Here is a 22758-nt window from a genome sequence, read left to right on the forward strand (position 1 = left end):
AAGTGAACAATCCCGCTCGCCGAGATGGCACACCGGACCGTAACAACTCCCGCGACAACCGCGGCGCACGCAGCGAAGCACCCCGTGGTGGTCGCAGCGACGCCCCCCGCGGCGCACGCAGCGAAGCGCCCCGTGGTGGACGCAGCAACACTTCCCGCAGTACCTCCGGATACGACCGCAACGCCGGATCCGACCGTCCCCGCACGGACGACCGTCGCGGTGGATTCAACGATGACCGTCGCCCCCCGCGCAGCGACGACCGTCGCCCTCCGCGCAGTGACGACCGTCGCCCCGCACGCACCGACGACCGCCGTGGTGGTTACAACGACGACCGGCGCGGACCCCGCACTGACGATCGCCGCGGACCTCGCAGCGACGACCGCCGTACCCCCCACGTCGACGCCCGTCGCGCACCGCGTGGCGGCGCTGACCGTCGTAGTGACGATCAGCGCGGCGCACGCCCCGACGCTCCTCGCGGCGGCGCATGGTCGAACGCACCTCGTGGATCCAAGTTCGACGGACCTCCGCGCAAGCGCCCGGCAGCCCCGACACCGCCGGCGACCAACAAGCGTGGCAAGCCGAAGACCGAGAAGCCGCAGCGCGTCGTCTCTCAGAACCCGTTGGTCTCCAACGCCAAGCCGGCACGTCACCAGCATGCCGAGATCACCAAGCACGACGGCCCGCCGAAGGGCGACGGCGTCCGCTTGCAGAAGGTGCTGGCTCAGGCCGGCGTCGCATCACGCCGTGCAGCTGAAGAGCTGATCGACCAGGGGCGCGTCGAGGTCGACGGCCGCATCGTGGTCGAACAGGGTCTGCGTGTCGACCCCGAGAACGCAGTGGTTCGTGTCGACGGCGTCCGCGTCGTCGTGCAGAAGGACCTCGTCTACCTCGCGATGAACAAGCCGCGTGGGTGGCAGTGCACCATGTCCGACGACCTCGGTCGCCCGTGTGTCGGTGACATCGTCTCCGAGCGCGTTCAGTCCGGTCAGCGGCTCTTCCACGTCGGCCGCCTCGACGCCGACACCGAAGGCTTGCTCCTCTTCACCAACGACGGCGATCTGGCTCACCGCCTGATGCACCCGTCGTTCGAGGTTCCGAAGACGTACCTCGCCACGGTTCACGGCGTTGTCGAGCGCAGCACCGGCAAGCAGTTGCGTGACGGTGTCACTCTCGACGACGGTCCGGCCAAGGTGGACGCGTTCACCGTGCTCGAGATCAACGAGGGCAAGACGCTCGTCAAGCTCGTACTGCACGAGGGCCGTAAGCACATCGTGCGTCGCCTCCTCGATGCCGTCGGTCACCCCGTTGTCCGTCTGGTTCGCACCAACGTCGGAGTTGTCGCTCTCGGCGATCAGCGTCCGGGAACGCAGCGCGTCCTCGGACGTAGCGAGGTCGGTGGACTGTACGAGGCGGTCGGCCTGTGACCGATTCGTCCATGCCGCTGGTAGTCGCGATGGACGGACCGTCCGGAACCGGCAAGTCCAGCGTCTCTCGCGCGTTGGCGCAGCGTTTGGGCGCTCGCTACCTCGACACCGGAGCCATCTACCGGATCGCGACCCTGCACGTGCTGCGTCAGGGAATCGATCTGGCTGATTCCGCCGCGATCACCGCTGCCGTTGCGGCACTGCCGTGGTCCATCGGTACCGATCCAAGCAGTGAGCAGGTGCATCTCGACGGCGCGGACGTCAGTGAGGAGATCCGCGGCGACGCGGTCACCAAGGCTGTCTCCGCGGTCTCGGCCGTACCCGAGGTTCGCGACCTGCTGGTCGCCACTCAGCGTGAGTTGGCGGCGGGCGCAGAGCGGATCGTCGTGGAAGGTCGCGACATCGGAACCGTTGTGCTTCCCGATGCCGACGTCAAGATTTTCTTGACCGCATCCGCGGAAACTCGTGCGGCACGGCGCAATACGCAGAACATCGGCCAAGGCCGCGAAGACAATTACGAAGCGGTGCTGGCTGATGTGCAGCGCCGTGACCATCTCGATTCGACTCGGGCAGTGTCGCCGTTGCGCCCTGCCGAGGATTCCATCCTGGTGGATACGAGCGAATTGGGAATTGAAGATGTGATCGCCAAGTTGCTGTTGGTGGTCAGCGACAGAACTGGAGCAGTGCAGTGAGCGACGATCTGGTAACCGAATATGCCGGTGACGGAACTTGGTCCGAGGAATCGGAGTGGGACTACGCCGATCTCGAAGCGGAAGGCGAAGGCGAAGCGCACATTGCCGTCCCGACCTTGGCTGTTGTCGGTCGACCGAACGTCGGCAAGTCGACGCTCGTCAACCGCATCATCGGCCGTCGTGAAGCGGTAGTCGAGGACATCCCCGGCGTCACTCGTGACCGCGTCTCGTATGAGGCGAACTGGGCCGGACGACGCTTCCTCGTCCAGGACACCGGCGGATGGGAACCCGACGCAAAGGGTCTTCAGCAGGCCGTTGCCCGTCAGGCCGAATTGGCCATGGGCACAGCTGACGCCATCCTGCTGGTCGTCGACGCCGTTGTCGGCGCTACGGCGACGGACGAAGCTGTGGCTCGTGTGCTTCGCCGCTCGAAGACTCCGGTCATCCTCGTTGCCAACAAGGTGGACGACGGACGCACCGAGTCCGAGGTTGCCGCGCTGTGGTCCTTGGGCCTTGGTCAGCCGTACTCAGTGAGTGCGACGCACGGCCGCGGTACCGGCGACCTGCTCGACGAGGTTCTGGAGAAGCTGCCGGAGACCCCGCGTGAAGGTATTCCCGGCGGCGGTCCGCGTCGTGTTGCTCTCGTCGGAAAGCCGAACGTCGGAAAGTCCAGCTTGCTCAACAAGCTGTCCGGTGACGAGCGGTCCGTCGTGCACAACGTTGCCGGCACCACCGTCGACCCGGTCGACTCTATCGTCGAACTCGGCGGGCGCCCTTGGCGTTTCGTCGACACTGCTGGTCTGCGCAAGCGCGTCAGCCATGCCAGCGGCGCGGAGTTCTATGCGTCGCTGCGTACGAAGAGTGCAATCGAGGCCGCTGAGGTCGCGATCCTGTTGATCGACGCACACGAGCCGATCACCGAGCAGGACCTGCGTGTTCTGAGCATGGTGGCCGACACGGGTCGTGCATTGGTGATCGCATTCAACAAGTGGGACCTCGTGGACGAGGACCGTCGACTCATGCTGGACAAGGAAGTGGACCGCGATCTGGTCCGCGTTCCGTGGGCTCAGCGAGTCAACATCTCCGCCCACACCGGTCGCGCCGTGGCGAAGCTCGTGCCGGCTCTCGACACGGCTCTGGAGTCCTGGGACAAGCGCATCCCCACGGGTCGCCTGAACACCTGGCTCAAGGAAGTTGTGGCGGCCACGCCGCCTCCGATGCGTGGTGGCCGCCTGCCTCGCATCATGTTCGCGACGCAGGCAAGCACACGCCCGCCGACATTCGTTCTCTTCACCACGGGCTTCCTCGAGGCCGGCTACCGCCGCTTCATCGAGCGGCGTCTGCGTGAAGAGTTCAACTTCGACGGCAGCCCGATCCGCGTATCCGTCCGAGTGCGCGAGAAGCGTGACCGTAAGGGCCGCTGATTCTGCGTCCAAATCGGTACTGAAAAGGCTCTGACCTGCCGATTGGCACTTCGGCCCGTCCCTGATGTAATCTTTCCAAGCGCCCGAAACAAGGGCGTGGGACGGGCTGTGGCGCAGCTTGGTAGCGCACTTGACTGGGGGTCAAGTGGTCGCAGGTTCAAATCCTGTCAGCCCGACCGAAGTTAGATCAAAAAGGCAGTTTCTCAGAAATGAGAAACTGCCTTTTTGTTTGTGCCTCAGAGGTTCGGCAACGGATCACGCGGGAAGTCCTGTGGCGACGTGATCTCCGCGTCGGCAGCATTCACGACTGCAACATATTCTTCGTCGATCTCGTACGTTATGCCCGCCGCAGTGAAGTGTGGCGTTGACGCAGTATCGACCGGGCCGAGAACGGTCATTCTCGGAAACTGGGTAAGGATCGACCTCGGCACTTTTCTCGAACGAAAGCTTGTCGAGAACACTGTGATGGCCTTTCGGCTCACCACGACAAACACACTCGGTTTCGCGCTCATCAGAACGTCAGCCGGAAATACGTACCGGATCTCGTCATCTGGATCCAAGTGAGACCGAAGGCGCTCGCGAATATTCGCCGAAACCGGCATGTGCGGAAGGTTAGCAGCACGAGCACAAGAGCTTGCTAAATTCGTAATGTCGACTGGCCGATAAACCGAGTATTTCTAGGGCGCTTATCCACCGTTTGACCATTTTTCTCCTATCTCCCGGCGATGGAATCGGGCGTTGGACCTCACCAATGTCAAGGCGACGTTGATCTTGCTGTCCGGTCATCAGACGCTGGAGGACATACGACGGTGATCGAGTCGATGGCCGGCTTCAGTCCGGTGCGCGGAGCGGAAGTCCCCGCTGTCACTGGTGGTGATCTCACTGCGTTCGGAACCCAGATCGATTGGCGCGCATCGCGGGTCTGGCGCCGAAACCTCCTGTTTCGGGTCGGGTGAGCGGAAACCTGTGGCGGCAGAGCCGATACGACCGCCGCCTGCTACGGGCGTTCCACCTCGCCGCCCAGTTGAGCCCCCAAGTTGTCTGCGTATCGCAGACCTACTAAGCCTGGAAACGATTCCAATAGAAACGTCACACCCAACTCGTCCTTTGCTCTAGCGTGGCGGCTGTTGAATGTGTTGTCGGCGATGGTCGTGACAACGCGGCGGTCTAACTGCCAGGACCAACTGCCGCATTGGCGGTAGGCAACTTCTGAATAGATTATTTACAGACTCGACTTAACACCGTCCTCAACCTCCGAATCGCCCCGAACCCCGAGTCCGCCGAAATGCGCCAACGCGCCGCCATCGCGTCCATCACCGGCCCCCCTCCCGGGGTTCTCGATCGTGACCATCGCCAACCCGACGGGCGGCGTCGGCGAAACCCCACTCGCGGTAGGGCTCAACGCGATCATCGCCGAACACCGCGGCGCCGCAACCACAGTCTGCGTCGACGTCGCCGACGTCGGCGGCAGCCTCGCCGACCGCGTCAGCATCCACCCCGCGACGGACACGACGTGCTCTCACTGATCGCCGCCGAGGCGGCCGAGCCCACTGCGTGCGCATCACACCCGTCACGCTTTCCGGACTGGGGGATCGAGGATGCCGAAGCCCTCGGCTTTTGATAGGTGGCCACCAGATCCAACCGGTCACCGACCATACACTTCCCGCTGACGAACGCGCAGACTTCGCCGTGCGCGGACTGTCCGCTCCCACGCTCTACGAACTGGCTCCTGCCGACGCCGGGGTCTACCGCGAGCAAATGCTCGAGCTCGCCCACAAGAATTCGCACGCCTCCTCGGTCCACGTCTACGACGAAGCCGAGTACCGGCAGATGCGACTCTTGGTCAGCGACGACGGAAAAGCCGGCGTCGCAACTAAAGACGACGAAATGTCTCCGCATTCGGGCACAAGGACTGTGCACATCCGAAGGCCGTGCAGTCGATGCTCCGCCAGGCCACGCGGCTAGGAGGTTTTCGTCTGGACTGCTTCGATACCGTCCTGCCGACGCTCTGTGCGGACGCCGGATTCGTTCCCGGCGCACATCTGGCCTGGAACGACGACTACGCACCCGACAGTTGGGGCTACCAACAGTTTGGCCGATTCAACGGTGGACGGCCCGACGTGGTGTTTATGGCCTATGACTCCGACCGGATCGGCGGGATCTATACGTCCGGAACTGGGGTGTACGTCGACGACTACGACTTAGGGATCGCCCTAGCCCAGGCGTTCAGGCGCGGCACGTCGACGACATGAATTGGATTGGCGGAAGCAGTGGCGGAAGCAGTGGCGGAAGCGCAATCGAGAAAGCGACCGAACCGATGCAGGAGTCTGCCCCACTGCATGCCGCGGGACCCCGGGAACCGAAGAGCGGCAGGAAGACAGGTATTCCGGCACGAGTTGCTCGCTTGACGTCGCGGATACCTAGTTGCCTAGCCCACTGATCAGATTGACGGCGAAATCGTAGGCACCATTCGCTGCTGTCGTGGCCATGTCGGAGAACTGTTCTAGCGCTGCATCCTGCAGTTCTCCCTTGACGTAATCGAGTGCCTGGTCACGCGCCACGAGGACGGCTGCACCGGAATAGGTGTATCGCGCTAAATCTTTGAAAAGTACTTCCAAGTTTCGCTCGTGACCTCCACCATCGGAGACGAATTGATCGAGATGGTCGTCCCGTATTCCCCTGGCATACAGTCTCGCAGCGGTTACGGCGTCTGCGATTCGACTGGATTCGGTTGCGGTGACCAAGGGAAGACGATTGGCGAAGAGTGCACCCAGGTACGGAATCGTGGCGCGTTCGTACGAAGTCGTATTCGGCATATCGTCTGGAGCCGAACGGTACCCGGTGAGTTCCAGCGCGCGGGGGAGATGGTCGTCGACGTACTGCGCTGCGCGCACCATGTCCTTGTCGACGATCCGAATCATTTCCGACTCCAAGAACACGAACATGACGAAATAGTGAGGGTCGTCGATCGACGCGACGGGGATGGCGTTGGTGACGTCATCGAACAGCTGCCTATCTTCCAAGCTGAGCGCTGCACGTGCTGCCCAGTATCTTGTTGTGTATTTGGGGCCGGGCGAGTGTCGTTCTCCCATAAGCGCTGACTGTAAGTACGCCATGTGGGCCTGTCGCCTACGACCGTTTTCCAGCAGGAAGTTTCCCGCCGCTCCGTAGCATCGTTCCGACATGCCGAGTTGGCCGAGGGCCGCGAAAATCTGACCTGCCCGAACGAAAACATCTGAGGGTTCGATTCGAGATTCGTCTGGCGCTTTACACGTCAGGAGACCTGCACCGAGTTCGTACATATAGGTCGCAACCTGCACATTCCCTGCTTGAGAATCGGTCGAAGGCACGGTCGACGGCCGAGCAAGATCTTCGATTTCTCGCGCATACAGGACTGCTGTGTGCGCCGCTGCCACGATCTGATCGCCGCCTTGAGCACCGATCATCTCCCGCTCTGCGAGGCGCAACAGTTCCGATCCCCGGCCATACTGACCCGTTGCGAAAGCGATCGCACTACTGGCTGCAACTTGTCGGGGTACATACGCCACCTTCGGTACGGTCGTGCGCCGCATCAAATGGATTGCCGCCGCATGCGCCCTCGAAGCGTCGTCGAAGCGTCCCAAGTAGGTCGCATTCCGCGCGATTTCAACCCAGTTGCGGATTGCGTCGTAATCGTTGTCCGGCGGATCTGCGAGCAGTACTTCTGCCATTCGGTAGCGAAGATCAAGCGAGTTTGCGACTCGGCCTTCCGCATAGACTTGCTCGATCCGAGCTTGAAGTCCAGCTGCTGAATCACCCTCTGCCGGTGTCGGACTCACACACGACTGGACATACGAGTTTAGATCGAACGGTTCATGAAACGGATCGCCGGGCGTACTTGGCCACAAAAAGGGGCCTGTCTCTGTGTTCATTTGTGATCTCCCATGGACGGCTGCAGGACTACGCCGCTAGTTGAGTGGCTGAGTTTAACGGCCTTCGCAACCTCATCGGTGGGCTTTCGTCAAGTCGCCTAACCAAATCTCTACCCGGCTGAAGTGCTGGCGATGAGGCTAGGGGACGGCTAGATCGCAGCGGCCGTGCGGTGCTGCTGTCGTCGACCGCTTTTGCCGTTTGAGCGGCGGCGTTCCCAGCGGCGTTGGACACGGCGACGAACACCAATGAGGCAGTGTCGACCTGCTCATCGGGGTTCGTCGCCAAGCGGTGGGGTCAGCGAGGTAGAGCCCGAAGGAGCTTGGATGCCTCGTCCGAGGTGCTGCCGGACCCAACAGAGTTCTGGTATCCGGCCACTCCTGGCCAGCCGGATTGGGAGGCCCCAGGTGAGAGGCCGAGCCTAACAGGCTGGTTGGCCGTGAACGCCCAGTACATTCCGCCGGATCTCCGATTCGTGTGTGGTCAGTCGCCGAAAGTATTTGGTGGGCAGCGGGATCAAGGATTGATGCTCGAACAGCTGGCTTCGGCTGAGCTGCAGGATTTCCCGGAGCGCGCTGGACAGGTGGTGGAGTTCCTCTATATCGGAGGAAGATTCGGGGATTCGCTGTACTGCTTTCTTGGTCGCGTCGACGAGGTCTGTTTCGCCCTCGTATGCCTGACAGGTGAGGGGCGTGATGAGGCTGGAGGGTGGCCGGTCGTCGAGGTAGATGGCGAAGTAGATGTCTCTGTTTCGCTTGAGGATCTGCACGACGCGGTGGATCGGGGTGCGGACCCGGTGCTTGGGCACCGCAAGCGCCACCACCGGCGAGCCGGCCGAAAGTAGTCGTGCGTGACCTTCCTCGACGAGACAGCAGAGAAGCGCAGATCTCGCAACTCCTCGGATCCACCATCGAGCAGCTATATCGCCGACGCTGCCTTCAAAGCTGCTGAAAGTTGCTACCTGGACCTCGGTGACAGAAGTCCAACCCGCTGGCCTACATCGAGTGGTTCCCCACTCAGTGCGTCAAGCAGTTCGAGGAAGAACGCGCCATACTGGCCAGGTTTTTCGGCTCGGCCGAGGTCGTACTCGCCGGCGCGGTGGCTGAGCCAATACGGTGCCCTCAACCGCGAGTTGCAGCCCGTATAGGGGCGGCTGAAACCTCGGACGGTTCAGACTGCTTGGGGCCTAGAATAGCCTGCAAGGGCGCGCTCGAAGCAACTCGTGCGTGACGAATTAAACCCATACTGCCGAAGGAGAACCATGGCTAGTGAATCTTGTTCCGTTTGTGGCGAAGAGGCTGACGCCGATGTACTGGATCCACATGGACACTTCACCTCAGATGATGACGATGATGACTGTGCCATTTGTGGTGACGAACATTTTGTAGTGGGCAACAAGCCTGATCACGAGTGGACCAACGGGATCTGACAACCGTTCTCCAGCACGTCAAGAAACCCCGGGACTGCCTGTAAGTGTTGATGGCGGCTGGCCGGGGCCGGGTGACCGGATCGGTATCGCCGCTGCGACCTATGTGACTCAGAGACTGCTTTGCCTCCCGGACTGCACTTGTGGGAAATTGTCTATCGATTGCGGCGGCGATGCCGACTCTGGCCGCGTCCCTTGCTTCCGACCGTTTCTGTGAACCAGAGCAGACGAGAATGTCCTTGACGATTCAGATTCCACGTAACTATCAAGATGCTCAAACGGCAAATGTACGGGCGCGCCGGATTCGACCTGCTCCGCAAACGAATACTCCTCAGCAAACGACGTATTCGAAATCGATCACAAAAATTGGGCCAGCACCAGTTTTCGCTCGTCGTTGACGTTGAAGAATAAAGTTGCACCGTTTCCGGGTGTGACTCGGAGCAGCAGGCACCGGAATAACCAAGCCCGGTCCTCATCTGTGGCAAGCTTTCCAAGCTCCGTCAACAACGCGTACATGCCCGGATGGTCTTCGGGTTCCCTAAAGGCCTGGACACGATGGATGTCCCCGTCGAGATCGCGCAGCAAGTTTCGCGCTGTGGTCTCGACCTTTGGAATGACGGTCGAGAGACAGCCGCCTCGTAGTCGCCCACTCACTTTGGACCTTAACTGGCTGCATCGACGTGGGCACTGCCCACGTCGATGTTAATGATCGGTCGAGGAAACGGGCTCAGGCTGGCCTATGTCTAGGACGATTACCTCGATGTGCTTGTTGGGGAGATGATTCCGCGCCTGCTCGCGCAAACAACGTGGAGCGATCTTTGGCGTAAGTACCGAACTGTTCGATGCTCCAGAAGTTGGCAAAGTCGATCTCATGGGACGCGCGAATTGCAACGATCCGATGGCGCGATTCAAGTTCTCCGATGGAGGTACCACCTTCGAAGCTGAACTGCTGTACACCGCCGCGGTCGCATCCGAATCGATCGAGCAGAAGGATAAGGTCCTGACGCGTCTCCGGGCAGAGGTCCGTGCAGAATCGTCTATCCAGTACGTCTAGATAGTTAGGGCACGCACTGCTGTACAGCTTGACGCGATTGCACTCGTTAACGAACTGGAGGTCAGCACTGGCCAGAATTAAGGAAGGCTACGGCTACCTTATGGGCGCGCAGTACTCTGCCCGATCAAGCCCTCGGAGAATTTCTTAGTCGCGACCCAGACAGAGGAGTTCGTCTCACGCTGGCAAATGAAATCGCCTCAAAGTCGCCTAACCAATCGATCAACGGCGTTCGAGCGATACTGCGCGAGGATGCCAGCGCGCGGGTACGACCCACGGCCGAACGCAGGTGTACGGACGACAACGGCGGTTAGCTCAATCTCGTCTCCTGGATCAGTCCAGACTGCGACGCCCCGGTCACAACGCAGGGACGGCCTGCTATCCGTTGGCCTGTTTGAAATCCTCGTGGAGATCGAACGACCTCGTCGCCTTCGTGATCAGCGCGGCCAACCTTGGACCGAGAACTTCGAAAGCTTCTGGGCGAAGAGCAGACAAGTAGACGTGACTCATGTGAGCACCGAACAGTGCCATGGTGAAGAGCGGTTGCGCGTAGATGTCCCCGGAATCGTAGTTCGGGAAGAACTTGCCATCTTTGCGCTGAAGATGATTGCGCTCTAACTCGTGCCACGATCCATGGATGCTGCTTGATGCCAGTCGATACATCACGTAGGCCGTAGGGGATATGAGGATCATCCGACGCTCTGCATTTGGCTATTTTATGTTACCCGTGATGGAAGGTCTTGGCGCTCAACAACAGCCGCGGCGAAAGACGTATGGATGGAAAGAAATCACTCGTAACTCCACAGGATCGAGCGCCCGGTTTCCGTCAGCTTTGACCTGGTTTTCGATTGTCACTAACGTCTGAACCTCAGCGACCAGGCTGTCGAAGACATAGCTGTCGAATCGCGACGTGTCGCCTGGATCGTCAAGCAGATAATTCAGGATGGAGACCGAATCCGGGAACTGCGGCATCAAGTGCATCTGTTCCATGCCACCATGCTCGTCCAACACGCACCGGATCATCGGCCGAGAAAGCTTGACAATGCGGACTATATGGCCAGAGAGGATAGCTTCGTTGCGCTCTACCCCTTGTTCAGTTTCAGTCGTCACGGCTGCTGCCGTCAGCGTTACGAGTTGCGCGGCTTCTTTGAGCAATTCAAAGGAGATGCGGACGAACTCATGTTCATGGTTAGTTTTTTGCGAGTGCATCGAAATCGACATGGAAGTCGATGATGTGGTCTAGGTCCGCAACAATAGTTTCGGTCATCAGTGAAGAGTAACCTGCTTGGAGCCGAATGTGTTTCGCAGGATAGTTTTTGGCATTGACTGGTCGACGGCCTTGTATTCGCCCTGCAGTCCCACTGACACCGACGTCGAGCCTGCCGAGGGTCAGTTTGCTGTGGTCCACGCTGCGAACGCGACCCGCTCGTCGACGGAGAGGCGTCGCAGCGGGCCGGCGTCGGGGGTCGGCGAACGCGAGTTGGGTGGTGGCGGTGATGGCGGGTTTCGAGTCCGGTGCGGCGAGTGTGGACCGCACCTCGTAGAGGAGGGTGATGTCGACGGTGCGGAGCTTCTCGGCGCGCATCGTGACGGCGAGCTTGGTGGTGGGGCTCGTTTCAGGTCACGGTGGCAGAGGTCGGTGAGACGGTGAATTCGCTGCCGGCGGTATCGGAGCAACTGACCGTATCCTCGTGGACTGTGCAGGTGTAGTCACCGACGTGCAGGGTCTCGTTGTTGTTCAGGACGGCTGCGGTGCCTCCGATGGCGTAGCGTTGCCGTTCTGCTTGCTGAATGCAGTCGGCTGGTCGAGTCCAGGAATCGTTGTCTGCGCCGAGGTGCGGAAGGCTTTCATTGCGCGTTCTCGCCGCGAGTAGGTTGGTGCGAGTCCTCGTTTGGATTGTTCAATTAATTGTTCTGCCGGTGCTCAGTTGTCGACAGTGTGATGCGGTGCGCGACCTGGAAGCTGGCAAGCGTGTCGATGATCAGCACCCGTGCTGGGCGACCCTGATGATTGAGGCGCGAAAGAACCTGGTTGCGGCCTCCACGTCCGCTTTCTTTAGATCCGAATGTCGAGTACGTTCCCGTGCGCTGGCTATTTAGATCGTGGGATATGTTTGTTGCGGTCAGAGCCATCAGAAAGGGGGATGGCGATTCTTCTGTTTGGTGAGGTGGGTGAGGAGTCTGATGGACGCAGATCCAGTAGGTGACGGCGGCCGTCCTTCGGCGACCCGGACCCAGCACGCCATAAGAATTCTAGTTCTATTGGATAAATGCGGTGAGGCGGTAACAGATTCCGACCCGGACGGTTCAGTGAAAGCCATTCGGAGCGAACTCCGCCTTCAGGCGATGGACTTTTGGATGCGGAATCCGGACTATTTGGCCGATGAGCTCATCAGCCAGATCGCGGCCGGCGATCTGAGCGACTCCTTCCTCGACGTTGCGCGTCATCTCTTGGACGATCCAGAACCCGACTTGCATTGGTACCCGATGCCGCGCTGGTTCTACGGAGCCTATGAGGCGATTGACGACGCGGTCGCGTTGCTTGAGACCTATGGGTTGGCGACGTTCCGCCGTACCGGTGAGCCTGGCTCGAAGAGCTACAGGAATCGGCTCTACTTGACGGCCGATGGCGCGAACGCAGTTGCAGAGCTTGCGAAGGATCCAGTCCTGAACTGGTATGCCAAGCAGGTTGAACTCGTCGCTTTGCTCGCGAAAGACACTGTGGGCGACAAGCTGAAGGAACGGCAATACGAGCAGGCTACGTACGCAGGTACAGAGCTTGGTCTCGATATCGCGCCGATTACGGACTATGTACGTGTCCGGCTCGCAAAATTGTCCAGTCAAGACTTCGGAACAAGTTCCACGGGAGGCGGGTCGTGAGTGCCCTAGCTGAAGAGATTGTCAAGGTTCTAGGGCGGCGACAAAAGGGTCGAGCTCTCGTCCTGATTCCTGCTGACGTCGACACCATTTTGGCCACGTTGGGAATCCCTGCCTCGGCGTCCAAAGGGGTGCCGGTTTCACTCCGCGCGACCCGGGTGCTGTTCAGTGGGACCAAGCGCCTGGCGCCAGACCATCCCGACGCCCAGGGTTTCGAACCTGAAGTCGTCGAGGATGAAGAGGTTCATGACGCACTAACGGTAGTCGGTGAAAGGAACGAAGCCGGTCAGAGCCTCGATCCAGAGGCGACCGACGAGGAGATAATCCGGGTACCAGTTCCGTTCGAATTCGAGTGGGAGCCGCAGCCCGGAGTCAACGGGGTCGGTTCCGGACGCAACCTTCGTGGCAAGTCGACTGTGATGAACGTGCTGTTGTGGTCGTTGACTGGACGATTCTCGGAGTTCTCTCCCGATATCCGCCGCTGGATTGAGCACGTCGAGGTCGATTGGAAGGTCGGGGAAGAGGAGCTCCGTGTCTCGTTCGATGCCGAACGCGGCGTGGTCGCTCGCGGGACCGTCATTTCTGTAAACAGCGACGGGACAGAGGGAACCGCTTTGGCGGCCTTCGATGACGACTCGTTCGCTGACGCCATGAATTCGGTCATGATGAACCGGCTACGTCTCGAAGCGTTTACCGTATCTCAGGCAGGCACACCAGCAACGCACAAGTGGGCGTCGTATGTGAACGCGTTCTGGGTGCGACCCAAGTATTTGAAGTCCATCATCGGGAAGGAATCGACCCTCAGTATCCGCCTGATGCAAATGTTCATCGGGACCGACTGGGTGCCAGTTCTTGCCACAGCCTCCACCGTCGCCGGTACCCTTGCTGCAGAGCATAAGTCGGCAACTGACAAGGCAATGGTCGCTACCGACGCCGTAGAACTATCGCGGGTGGCGGCTCAAAAATCCGTCGACGAAGTGAAGGTTAAAATCGCGGCGTTGCCGTCTGACACTCCCGACATCGCAAATATGAGGCAGTCGAGTGTTAAAGCCAGCAATCTCTCCCGCGAGATCCATACCCTGGACAGCGAATTAATAGCTCGCGCTATGTCAGCCGAAACCGTCAGGCAACAACTAAAAGCCGCGAAAGCTCGCGACCATACTGAGTTCGAACACGCGCTCCTGACCAAATTTTTCCACCAGATGGAACCAACTGTGTGTCCTCGTTGCACCGCGCAGGTCACTCCAGAGCGTCGTGCTGCCGAACCTGAGGAACACAAGTGCTCCGTTTGCACCAACGACCTGAATCTTGATTCCCTCGACACGGCCAATTCTGTAACCGATTACCAAGGCGACGACGAACCTGGACCGCGCAGCGAGGTCGAAGCACTCGAAGAAGCCTTGGCGAACGTGGAGGTCGTCATGGCCGGCCTTCGAGATCAGATCGACACGAAGACCAAGGAACGCGATGTGGCGTTCACTGAATCCGAAGCGGCCGCAGACCTGGCAAAGGCCGCCGAGGAACGCAGGACTCTCGATTTGGCGCTTGCACGCGCAGAAGGCGCTGCCGAGGCACTGGCGCAGCCGGTAACGCCCATCGATGCTAATCCAGTCGAGCCACTTCATCTGGCGGTCGCGCAAGCTGCTGAGAAAGTCCTTGCACAGTGGGTTAAAAATAGCCAAGACCCTCTGCTTCTCAAGATTTCGAGTGACATCGAGCGACTCACCATTGGTTTCGGCGGCGATAGCCTGAGCCATATCAAGCTCGACGGCGCCGCGAACATGAGCCTCCGCAAAGGCGGTGACCCGGCCAAGTACGGTGACCTGACCGAGGGAGAAAAGCTCCGAGTCAAGATCGCGACAGTCATTGCACTGATCAAACACGGATACGCTGAGAACATCGGACGTCACCCTGGGTTACTCCTCCTCGATTCCCCTTCATCAGAAGAAATGCCTGAAGAAGACCTCGCGACTATGGTCGAAGCGCTCATCGCCGTCGCGGAGGAAGCGCCGATGCAGATTGTCGTAGCCACCCGAAATTCGGGGCCGCTGATGGACCTTCTCCCCGAACGCAACCGCATCATCGCCGAGGGCGACGATTACGTGTGGTGACATCAGATCGCTGAATTGTAGGTGCCACCGGGAACCATCAGCGCTTGTCCCACTCAAGAAAGGCGGTCAAGTGAGCGCACCTGATGAGACGACGCTTGCCGACGACATTCGGCGACTGGCACAAGAAGCCCGAGGGGGCCCTTTCTCCAAGGACGCCCTCAGGACCCTCGGCGGGTGGGAGCGGATCTTCACCGAGGCCAGCACTCTGCAAGAAGAGGGCACCCTCCCTCTGCTCGCGAACCTTGTCGCGCGTGATGCAGGCCCTGAACCTGACGAAATCACTACGCAAGCACTTGTTGCCGTGGCCGACTCGGCTACGGCAACAACGCATCCCACGTTGTTTCGGGACAGCATCGATCCGCTCCTACGATCGCCGGGCACACTCCGTGCCACCGGCGAACGTCTCGCAACAACGCTCCAGACGCCGGTACAGGAGTTCCTCGCTAGCGAGGAACGCGACGGCCGCGCAGACCTTCGTGCTGCGGACGCACTCGAAGCTCTAACCCGCGTCACCATCGCCGGATATGGCTCCCACTTCGCCCTCCTCGCGCTTCTCCAACGCTTCACTGCTCCGACCGTGACCTCGATGGCAACCGCTGTCATCCGATCGATCAGCACTGTCGTAGACCGTTGGCCAGAAGCCGACATCCTCGGCGACATTCCGAGGAAGCTGGCCGGCCTCGACTCCGTTCCCAACGGCGACTTGGCTTTTGCAGCAGCCGTCGAATCTGATGCCACGTGGGTACTCGCCAATATCGGAGTCCTACGGACCCTGCGTGCCGAATCAATCGAACAGATGACACCGCATCTCGAAACCGCGGCCCACTACCTCACTGTCGCGTCCGACACTTACGGCCGCGATGACGCACGTGTTCTCCGGACAGTCATCGAAGCTCTCGGCGAACTGGCCAGCGCCATCGTCGCTGGTACACCGACAGCAGCGCTTGATAGCACTCACTTGACCGCAGACGCGCTAAAGGAACTCGCCGCGCAGGCTCACGCCTTCAATGTCACTGGCAGTGGACTCAATCATTGGTATGGCGACAGCAAACGCGCGGCCATCCTCGCTTGGTCGCACCTGTTCAGAGATCTCGGCCGACTGCGGATCGAGTTCGAGAAGGATGCCTTCTATAAAGCAGAAGTCATCGTGGACGATCTCCTGCGCATTTATCTCGGAACCCGTTCCTATACGCTCCACCAACGAGACTCCGATACCGCTGGCGTACATGATCTGGTCCAACCAGTCATTGAGTCTGGTTTTGCAGCGAAAGCTGGCCTGCTGAGTAACCTCGAAGACCATGCAGCTGCCCTCAGGGAGCGTGTCGAATCTGAACCCGGCACCGAGCTCGTCGAACAGCTCGGTGCCGCGCGACTGCTCATCCAAACCGCCCGTCAAATCGCGAAGGATGGCACAGGTCTGGGAAAAGGCAACGGCGGCGCCCCATCCGAGCCGCTCCCCCACCCCTTAGTCGGCTCTTTCCATCTGGATCTCCGGATGAAGCAATCCTAAACCGGCTTACGCCTTCAGCAATCGAAGCTCTAGCTGAAGGGCTCGACCACGTTGCAAAGGGTCGCAGCCACCTCAATATCGTCTCAGCCGAAGTCTTCGAGAAAGTTCGTGCAGCACTCATTGAAAGCCCCGATTACAAAGGCGATGTCGTCCGGGTAGTAGACGAGGTCCTCCTCCTTGTTCTGAACTTCGTAGTTAGCCGGACCAGCGGTGAGTCAGGTCATTATAAGTACCTGTTCGATAGGTCAGCGAACGAAGCTGCAATCCATGAAGATCTCAATGATTACTTGGTCGGCAACCTCGGATCCCATGCCGAGTATGAGGTCTCCCATATCGGGGGAGGGCGCGTTGATCTGAGACTCAAATTCGACGGATTCGCGATCAACATCGAGATGAAGGTCGACCACACCAGAGTCCCCATGAAAGACAAGACGGCCTACTTGAAACAAGCCGCCGCCTACCAGGGCAACGACATCCGTATCGGCTTCCTCGTTGCACTCAGGCACAAGGCCTTCGATCCGACAGGCGGCGCGCCGCATTTGTCGAAGCTCATCGAACACACGAAGTTTGTCATCGAAGGCGACCCCGAGCCTCGCCACATAATTCTCGTTCAGGTCCCCGGCAGTCGTACGAAACCATCCGCATCGAAATAATCGCAAGGGCGTGGGCGACGGCCGACCACTCGGTCAGAACCAAATTTGAATCGCACCGGCGAGTCCGGAGACTTACTGATTTGAGAACTCCGCGATTCGCGTAGTTCTGTGTTCACCGTAGTAGAACGCCTCGAGTTCGGCCGGAGGAACATCGCCACAATGCTCGTAGAGGCGTCGGTGGTTGAACCAGTCCATCCACTCCAACGCCGCGATTTCCACATGCTCGACCGTTCGCCACGGCCCGCGCGGTTTGATCAACTCGGTCTTGTAGAGCCCGTTGATCGTCTCGGCGAGAGCGTTGTCGTAGCTCGACCCGGTAGCCCCGATCGAGGCATCGATACCAACCTCAATGAGCTTGTTAGTGGACGCAATGACGTATATTGTGATCCGCGGTCGTTGTGGTGAATGAGCCCCGACAAATCCGCAATTTCTTCTCGGCAGCGGGTCCAGATCGCGTGCTCGTCGCATCGAGTACCAGCGGTGTCGTCATCGTCAACGCAGTCCTCCATCCGAGGATTCGGCGAGAATACGCATCGATCACGAACGCGACATACACCCAACCCGACCATGTCGAAACGTTATTAAAGTCAGCTACCCACAACACATTTGGTGTAAGCGGGGTTGAACTTTCGCTGCACCAGATCCTCCGTACGACGACCTTGTGGATCTGCGATGGTGGTCCGTTTCTTCTTGCCTCGACGTGCACGCTCGAGCCCGAGGACACCCATCAACCGTTCGACCCGTGCACCGCGCTACCTCGATACCCTCTCACCTCAGCTGAAGCCACACCTTGCGGGCGCCGTAGACCGAATAGTTCTCGGCATGCACGCGGCTGACCTCGATCTTCAGCTCTTCTCGCGCGCGGTCCGCCGAGACGCAGGACGGTTGCGGGCTTCGTGGTATGTGGACAGCGCAATTGAGCTGCCGTGCTCGCTGAGCACCCTGCACATCGGCTCGACGCCGTACTTGCTCTTGTATCGGTTGATGAAGTCGATGATCACTTGTTGTTGCGGTCGAGCTCCGCTGCGAAGAAAACCGATGCCAACTTCAGGATTTCGTTGGCGCGCTTGAATTCCCGGTTTTCGGCTCGGAGCTTGCGCATCTCCGCCGCCATTTCGCTCGTCACACCGGGCCGCTGGCCGGCGTCGGTTTGCGCTCTCCGGATCCAGTTGAGCAGCGTCTGCGTTGTTCCGATGCCGAGTTTGTCGGCGACGGCTTCGACCGCGGCCCACTCGGATGGGTACTCGTGTTGGACTTCTGCGACCATCCGCACCGCCCGCTCACGCAGTTCGGGCGGGTACCTTTTGTTCGTTGCTGACGACATGACGCCATCTTTCCCAAAGGATGAAGTCTCCGGACTCGCCGGAGTGATTCAGTTCGAGCCTGTGCGTCTATTCGAACAGTTACGAGTTCTCGAGCCACCGACACCCACCTATATCTCGGCACTGGACCTTGCAGCAAGTCGTGCACTCGAATGGCGCCCACTCTGGACGACGACTCGGAGCCGATCCGCGGACTCGCCCTTCTTCTGTTCGACAAGCGGAACAAGATCGCATCGGCGAGACTTGCCGGCACGTACATTCAACTGCTGCTCTATGCCAGGAATGGCTTCGGAAAATCATCCGGCAAACTAATCGCGTCCTTCCCCGCAGGTCACCCGAGGACCTGACACCCGCAGTTCGACCTTCGCGTCAACTGCGGGTCTGGCGAGCGTGTAAAAACACGCCGGGCCCCGCTTCGTCACCAGACAAGTGGAGTCGACATGTCGGTTTCTTCCGACCTTCTTTCCTTCATTCCTCCCGACCTGCTATTGCTGGTCGGGATCGTCCTCGGGCTCGCTTTCCTGACTTACTCGGTACTCATCATCGTTATGGCAGCGGTCTCCGTGAGCGCCAGTGCCGAACGTGCTGAACGTGCGCGGTCGGTGGTCTCCGGGCTCGTGCAAGCACAGTGCTCACTTCTGCATGGGAGGGGTACCGGCCCGGTATGCGATTTGCGCGTTGAGTGGGACGTTGCTCGCGACGGTAAGTGTCGACCTGCTGATGGTTTTCGGGATCACGATGATCTCCTTCAACAGTTGAATTTTTGGTTCGGAAACGCGGTACGTTCCCACCTATTCGTGTTCAACTCGGAGAAGGTTAGATAGCGCCGAACAGCGCTACTACTGACACCGCGACACTTCCTTGGAGTGGCCTGCTGTGTAGTTTCCAGAAAAGAATTGCAGCACGGAAGGTCCCAGATCGCAGCATTTTGAAATATGTTCGTAGTGAGACTTCCCTCATCGTCACACGCGCCAACATCTGCTCGTCGCCCGTGCACGGGCGAGAACAATGCTCTTGTCGTTGTGACAACCCGGAGAGGGATGCTGTTGTGTCGGACCTACACGCTCGCCGACTCCGCAGTGTCGACAAGCTCAGGAGGGTAACTCTGACGACAACTACCGAGAATGCTGCAGGAGGCAACACCTTCCAAAAAAAGTTCAATCGGTATGTTTAGGATGGGGTGTGAGGGCTGACCCCACACTGATGTTGCCCTGGGCAGGCGCGAACCTGACGTTCTACTTGTTTGCGGCGCCCTTTGTCGCGGCGGCAGTTGGAGTGGTCGCGGGCCGCGTTGAATAGCGCGTCGGCTTTCGCTTGAATCGTGGTTCGTCAGGGTTTTCCTGCCTCTCAGGGTAATTGGGTTGCTGAGCGTGGCCATGTGACCGGTTCGGCCGCGCACTTCTGCGCGGACGAACGTAGAAGTTGGCGGGACAAGACGCGACACTTCGCAGGTTCCGCTGCTGGGAAACGATTCTGAGTGAATCGGTCCTGCATCGGTGTGAATGGTGAGGGTGCCGAACGGTACGCCCTGCACGGTGGTCTGAACCGTGGCCGATTTGCCGTGCGTGACGATCTCGTCGCCGATCGGTGCGCACTGATCGTAAATAGTTTGCTGTGAACGACGGGTCGATGGAGGCTGTGGCTGAGATCCAAGTCCGGCCAGCTTTGATGGATGTTAGGAGATCGTCTGTGTTCAATCGGTCGGCCGCAACGACATCACGGTGAGCGGGTATCCGACTTGCGCGTGGCTGAGTGCTCGTTTTGTGGCGTTGAACTGGGGTGATGACACGTCCCCGGTTTGTGGTGGATGTCGGTGAGCTGCGCGCTCGGCTGACGGGCAGCGGCGATCTAGAGGGCGAACACCATGAAGGAAACGTTGGCTTGGCCTGTCTGTGCGAAGGTGGCTTCGTTGATCAGCTCGCTCAGTGCTTGTGCGCCGTAGTTCGGCATCCGTTGGGTGGCCAGCGGTGTTCGTCCGCGTGCTGTCACGACTTCTCCGGCGAAATCAATTGTGTCGGTGATGGTGAGGGTTGATTCGTAGTCGGATGTGTTGCCGCCGTGGGTGTTGACGATTCTGTCCGCGACGACGCTTACCGTCTCTTCGGAGAACGGGAAGCTGGCGACGATTGTGGGAGTGATGTCTGCGGGGCCGCCGCGCGGAAGGGATACGTGAGGTTCGGAACTGAAGGCAATGGCTAGCGATCGGGTAAAGGCGATCGTTCTCGTCCACCACAACGAGCCCAGTACGACAACCATCACGGTGAACACGATCAGTGTGCGATGACGATTGGCGTAACTCCTCATCTGTTAGTTGTAACAGTGCGCTGCCCCGGTGCCACCGTTAAACGTCCTAAGGGGCATCGCGCCCTGTACTCGGGAGTGGCGGTGGGTTCCCGGTGCGCGCTTTGTGCTTTTGACCTGGGATTTGTGAACCACAGTCGAAACCTGGTCCATTTCAGACGGACGGAATCTTGACCACGCCGATGTGTTCATTGTGCCGCGTTGTCTGCTTTCACGGACGGCGCCGTGTCGACCCCGGTGTTTGTGAGTCGGTAACTCGTGCCTTTCAATGTCGAAACTTCTTCCGTGATGGAAAATTCGGTCGATCATCGCGGCGGCGACTGCCTGATCGTCGAACACGTCGCCCCACCGGCCGAACGGCGGATTCGATGTCAGAATCAGTGAGGCGTGCTCATAACGAGACGACCCCGAACTGGAAAAGCAGGTTCGCGGAGTCCTGTTCGAACGGGATGTGGCCGTCTTCGTCGACGATGATCAACTTTATTTGCCGTAGTCGCGCCTACTCTGCAGGTAGCTTTCCTCCGGCGTGTGCGGTTTTGAGTCTGGTCACCCAATCGGCGGCGGTAGCGAATGAAACGCGATGTCGGGCCTGGGCCGCTTTGATTCCCAGCCCGGTCGCCAGATGCGTTTTGCCGGTGCCGGTGGCCCCAGAAGCGTCACATTGGGTGCCTGCGTCAAGAAGACTCCAGTTCCCAGATACGCCACCATCTCTGGAATGAGTGACGGTTGATAGTCGAAGTTGAACTTCTCCAATGATTTTCGTGTCGGGAATCCGGCTCATCGGATCCGGTTCTGCGTGCCGGACGATTCCCTGGCCGTGACCTCTCTCGACAGTACGGCGGCAAGGGAGTGCTTGTGGCTCCATCCGTCGCTTCGGGCCTGCTCGGCTAGCCGTGCTGTCGGTTCCCGAATGCGCGGCGTCTTCATTACTTGGGCGCAGTGCTTGAGGTCCTTGAGTGGCTCAACGGCACCCATTCATCGTTACACGATGCAGTACAGGGGAATTCGACTCCAAAGGCTCGATCGTAGTCGCCCAGGTCTCGCATCAACCGGTCTTCGCCGGCGGCAATCGGCATCGGCCGTGCTCGATTCGGGACTTTTTGTTACAGGGCAGTTTTGGTCCACGAGTGTTGATCGGTGATCGCGACATCGCCACTCGCCAGCCACGCTTTCATCATGCCGACGACCTCCGGCGCCGCTACCACTTCGGTACCGAAATGCTGGTCTGCAGATCCTGCTCGGTGCTCAACGGCGAAGGCTTTGATATCAACGCGCGTGGTTTGTATGTAGACCTCGTCACTGGTTTCGACGACGACGAAATCGTCTACTTTCATTGCTCCAACGAAGTGGTCGATCAAATCTGGAGCGATCGTGGGAAAGGTCCCTTCGCGAGAGGTCGAGACTTTTCCGGCGACCGACCTACGCGGACTGAGCACTATGTCGAGCTGTGGGTCATACATGCCGTAGTCGGCGGCGAATGCTCGAGGCACCATCACATCGCGAGCATCCTGTATGCGTCGCCACGGAGATGGAACAAACACCGCGGCGCCGGTTCCACTCAATGAAGTGACCGACAAGAATCCCTGTTCTTCTGTCAGATCTGCGTTGACTGCGCTGATGTCCGCGGCAAGGCTGGAGGCAATCGATGTCGCCGGTTCGTCGGCCTCGTCCTGGGCCAGTGCGAAGGCACGGGCGGCTGCGGCGGTTTGGCAGTGCTCGGCGGGAAAAAGCCAGAAATCGTAGCTCATCTCACGATGTTAGTCATTTCCCGGGCCGCTGTGAGCAGGCGTTGTCCCAGCGCGGTATCGAGCTTCTCAGCGGGCTGGATCGCCTACGAGCTCGAGCCTCAAAAGCGTGAACGCCGACCGCAAGATGTGTGCGACGACCCCCGAAGTAGTAGGCCGACGCCCGCCGGAAGGCTGGCGCGAAGTCAATCCTCACATCGGCCACCTTCGCGAGTCTTGTTGCGGGATGCGCTGACGATGCCGGTACCTCGACTGTGGCAGGCGCCGACTCCGACACCTCCGGCCTCACAACTGCTGGGGCGACTACGACTGC

General features: G+C 59.7%; 20 protein-coding genes, 1 tRNA gene and 3 pseudogenes. 13 read left to right on the top strand and 11 right to left on the bottom strand.

Features of this window, described 5'->3' with window-relative positions; translation table 11 throughout:
- The first annotated feature begins 2 nt into the window (after window positions 1–2).
- The 4 genes from G8767_RS36525 to G8767_RS10320 all read left to right on the top strand — a co-directional run bounded on the left by G8767_RS36525 (window position 3) and on the right by G8767_RS10320 (window position 3716).
- Window positions 3–1424, top strand: a complete 1422-nt coding sequence (locus G8767_RS36525) for a pseudouridine synthase (protein WP_124568497.1) — start codon at window positions 3–5, stop codon at window positions 1422–1424.
- Between the two features lie 11 nt (window positions 1425–1435).
- A complete protein-coding gene (gene cmk, locus G8767_RS10310) occupies window positions 1436–2116 on the top strand; it encodes a (d)CMP kinase (protein WP_172827088.1) in 681 nt (226 codons plus the stop codon).
- Window positions 2113–3540, top strand: a complete 1428-nt coding sequence (gene der / locus G8767_RS10315) for a ribosome biogenesis GTPase Der (RefSeq protein WP_007731884.1) — start codon at window positions 2113–2115, stop codon at window positions 3538–3540. Before cmk ends, der begins: the two co-directional genes overlap by 4 nt.
- Window positions 3541–3642: 102 nt before the next feature.
- Window positions 3643–3716 (top strand) — tRNA-Pro (locus tag G8767_RS10320).
- Window positions 3717–3776: 60 nt separating this feature from the next.
- Here G8767_RS10320 and G8767_RS35520 read toward each other — a convergent pair.
- Window positions 3777–3938: a hypothetical protein gene (locus tag G8767_RS35520; RefSeq protein WP_206029197.1), complete on the bottom strand. Its 162-nt coding sequence runs from the start codon at window positions 3936–3938 to the stop codon at window positions 3777–3779.
- Window positions 3939–4883: 945 nt separating this feature from the next.
- Here G8767_RS35520 and G8767_RS35745 point away from each other — a divergent pair.
- The 3 genes from G8767_RS35745 to G8767_RS35755 are packed head-to-tail and all read left to right on the top strand — an operon-like array spanning window position 4884 to window position 5792.
- The gene (locus tag G8767_RS35745; protein WP_240952144.1) at window positions 4884–5066 is read left to right on the top strand and encodes a hypothetical protein; all 183 of its coding nucleotides are present in this window, start codon (window positions 4884–4886) and stop codon (window positions 5064–5066) included.
- 28 nt (window positions 5067–5094) lie between these two features.
- The gene (locus G8767_RS35750) at window positions 5095–5505 is read left to right on the top strand and encodes a hypothetical protein (RefSeq protein ID WP_240952146.1); all 411 of its coding nucleotides are present in this window, start codon (window positions 5095–5097) and stop codon (window positions 5503–5505) included.
- On the top strand, window positions 5481–5792 hold the full coding sequence (locus tag G8767_RS35755; RefSeq protein WP_240952148.1) for a hypothetical protein: 312 nt from the start codon (window positions 5481–5483) through the stop codon (window positions 5790–5792). Before G8767_RS35750 ends, G8767_RS35755 begins: the two co-directional genes overlap by 25 nt.
- Before the next feature lie 168 nt (window positions 5793–5960).
- On the opposite strand, the gene G8767_RS10345 is transcribed toward G8767_RS35755, so the two are convergent.
- Both G8767_RS10345 and G8767_RS35760 read right to left on the bottom strand, forming a co-directional pair.
- Entirely contained in the window at window positions 5961–7250 is a 1290-nt protein-coding gene (locus G8767_RS10345) for a hypothetical protein (RefSeq protein WP_166810105.1), read from the bottom strand.
- Between the two features lie 620 nt (window positions 7251–7870).
- Window positions 7871–8257, bottom strand: coding sequence for a hypothetical protein (locus tag G8767_RS35760; RefSeq protein WP_240952151.1), 387 nt, complete (start codon window positions 8255–8257; stop codon window positions 7871–7873).
- A 453-nt stretch (window positions 8258–8710) separates the two neighbouring features.
- Here G8767_RS35760 and G8767_RS35525 point away from each other — a divergent pair, with 453 nt between their 5' ends.
- The gene (locus G8767_RS35525) at window positions 8711–8878 is read left to right on the top strand and encodes a hypothetical protein (RefSeq protein ID WP_206029198.1); all 168 of its coding nucleotides are present in this window, start codon (window positions 8711–8713) and stop codon (window positions 8876–8878) included.
- Window positions 8879–9746: 868 nt separating this feature from the next.
- A complete protein-coding gene (locus G8767_RS10355; RefSeq protein ID WP_166810106.1) occupies window positions 9747–9929 on the top strand; it encodes a hypothetical protein in 183 nt (60 codons plus the stop codon).
- 375 nt (window positions 9930–10304) lie between these two features.
- Here the strand turns inward: G8767_RS10355 and G8767_RS10360 are convergent, their stop codons facing one another.
- The 3 genes and pseudogenes from G8767_RS10360 to G8767_RS35765 form a co-directional block, all read right to left on the bottom strand.
- On the bottom strand, window positions 10305–10619 hold the full coding sequence (locus G8767_RS10360; RefSeq protein ID WP_166810107.1) for a hypothetical protein: 315 nt from the start codon (window positions 10617–10619) through the stop codon (window positions 10305–10307).
- A 54-nt stretch (window positions 10620–10673) separates the two neighbouring features.
- Entirely contained in the window at window positions 10674–11147 is a 474-nt protein-coding gene (locus tag G8767_RS10365) for a hypothetical protein (RefSeq protein ID WP_166810108.1), read from the bottom strand.
- 256 nt (window positions 11148–11403) lie between these two features.
- Window positions 11404–11523 (bottom strand): annotated as a pseudogene (locus tag G8767_RS35765) (acyl-CoA thioesterase); the annotation flags it as partial.
- Window positions 11524–12110: 587 nt separating this feature from the next.
- On the opposite strand from G8767_RS35765, the gene G8767_RS10370 reads away from it, so the two are divergent.
- From G8767_RS10370 to G8767_RS10380, 3 genes are all read left to right on the top strand, one after another.
- On the top strand, window positions 12111–12806 hold the full coding sequence (locus G8767_RS10370) for a hypothetical protein (RefSeq protein WP_166810109.1): 696 nt from the start codon (window positions 12111–12113) through the stop codon (window positions 12804–12806).
- Complete coding sequence (locus tag G8767_RS10375; protein ID WP_166810110.1) at window positions 12803–14914, top strand: ATP-binding protein; 2112 nt, start codon at window positions 12803–12805, stop codon at window positions 14912–14914. The genes G8767_RS10370 and G8767_RS10375 overlap by 4 nt, the downstream gene beginning before the upstream one ends.
- Before the next feature lie 70 nt (window positions 14915–14984).
- Window positions 14985–16424 (top strand): hypothetical protein, encoded by a 1440-nt coding sequence (locus tag G8767_RS10380; RefSeq protein WP_166810111.1) that lies wholly within the window; start codon window positions 14985–14987, stop codon window positions 16422–16424.
- A gap of 245 nt (window positions 16425–16669) precedes the next feature.
- Here the strand turns inward: G8767_RS10380 and G8767_RS10385 are convergent, their stop codons facing one another.
- Both G8767_RS10385 and G8767_RS35770 read right to left on the bottom strand, forming a co-directional pair.
- Window positions 16670–17023: a hypothetical protein gene (locus G8767_RS10385; protein WP_166810112.1), complete on the bottom strand. Its 354-nt coding sequence runs from the start codon at window positions 17021–17023 to the stop codon at window positions 16670–16672.
- 126 nt (window positions 17024–17149) lie between these two features.
- Window positions 17150–18401 (bottom strand): annotated as a pseudogene (locus G8767_RS35770) (IS3 family transposase).
- Between the two features lie 150 nt (window positions 18402–18551).
- On the opposite strand from G8767_RS35770, the gene G8767_RS10410 reads away from it, so the two are divergent.
- On the top strand, window positions 18552–18746 hold the full coding sequence (locus G8767_RS10410; protein WP_166810117.1) for a hypothetical protein: 195 nt from the start codon (window positions 18552–18554) through the stop codon (window positions 18744–18746).
- Window positions 18747–20247: 1501 nt separating this feature from the next.
- Here the strand turns inward: G8767_RS10410 and G8767_RS10415 are convergent.
- The 3 genes and pseudogenes from G8767_RS10415 to G8767_RS10425 form a co-directional block, all read right to left on the bottom strand.
- Window positions 20248–20703, bottom strand: a complete 456-nt coding sequence (locus tag G8767_RS10415) for a hypothetical protein (protein ID WP_166810118.1) — start codon at window positions 20701–20703, stop codon at window positions 20248–20250.
- Between the two features lie 185 nt (window positions 20704–20888).
- Window positions 20889–21675, bottom strand: a pseudogene (istB, locus tag G8767_RS10420) (IS21-like element helper ATPase IstB).
- A gap of 128 nt (window positions 21676–21803) precedes the next feature.
- The gene (locus G8767_RS10425; RefSeq protein ID WP_166810119.1) at window positions 21804–22448 is read right to left on the bottom strand and encodes a hypothetical protein; all 645 of its coding nucleotides are present in this window, start codon (window positions 22446–22448) and stop codon (window positions 21804–21806) included.
- Between the last annotated feature and the right edge of the window lie 310 nt (window positions 22449–22758).

The sequence above is a fragment of the Rhodococcus sp. IC4_135 genome (assembly GCF_011602025.1).
GTDB lineage: Bacteria > Actinomycetota > Actinomycetes > Mycobacteriales > Mycobacteriaceae > Rhodococcus_F > Rhodococcus_F baikonurensis.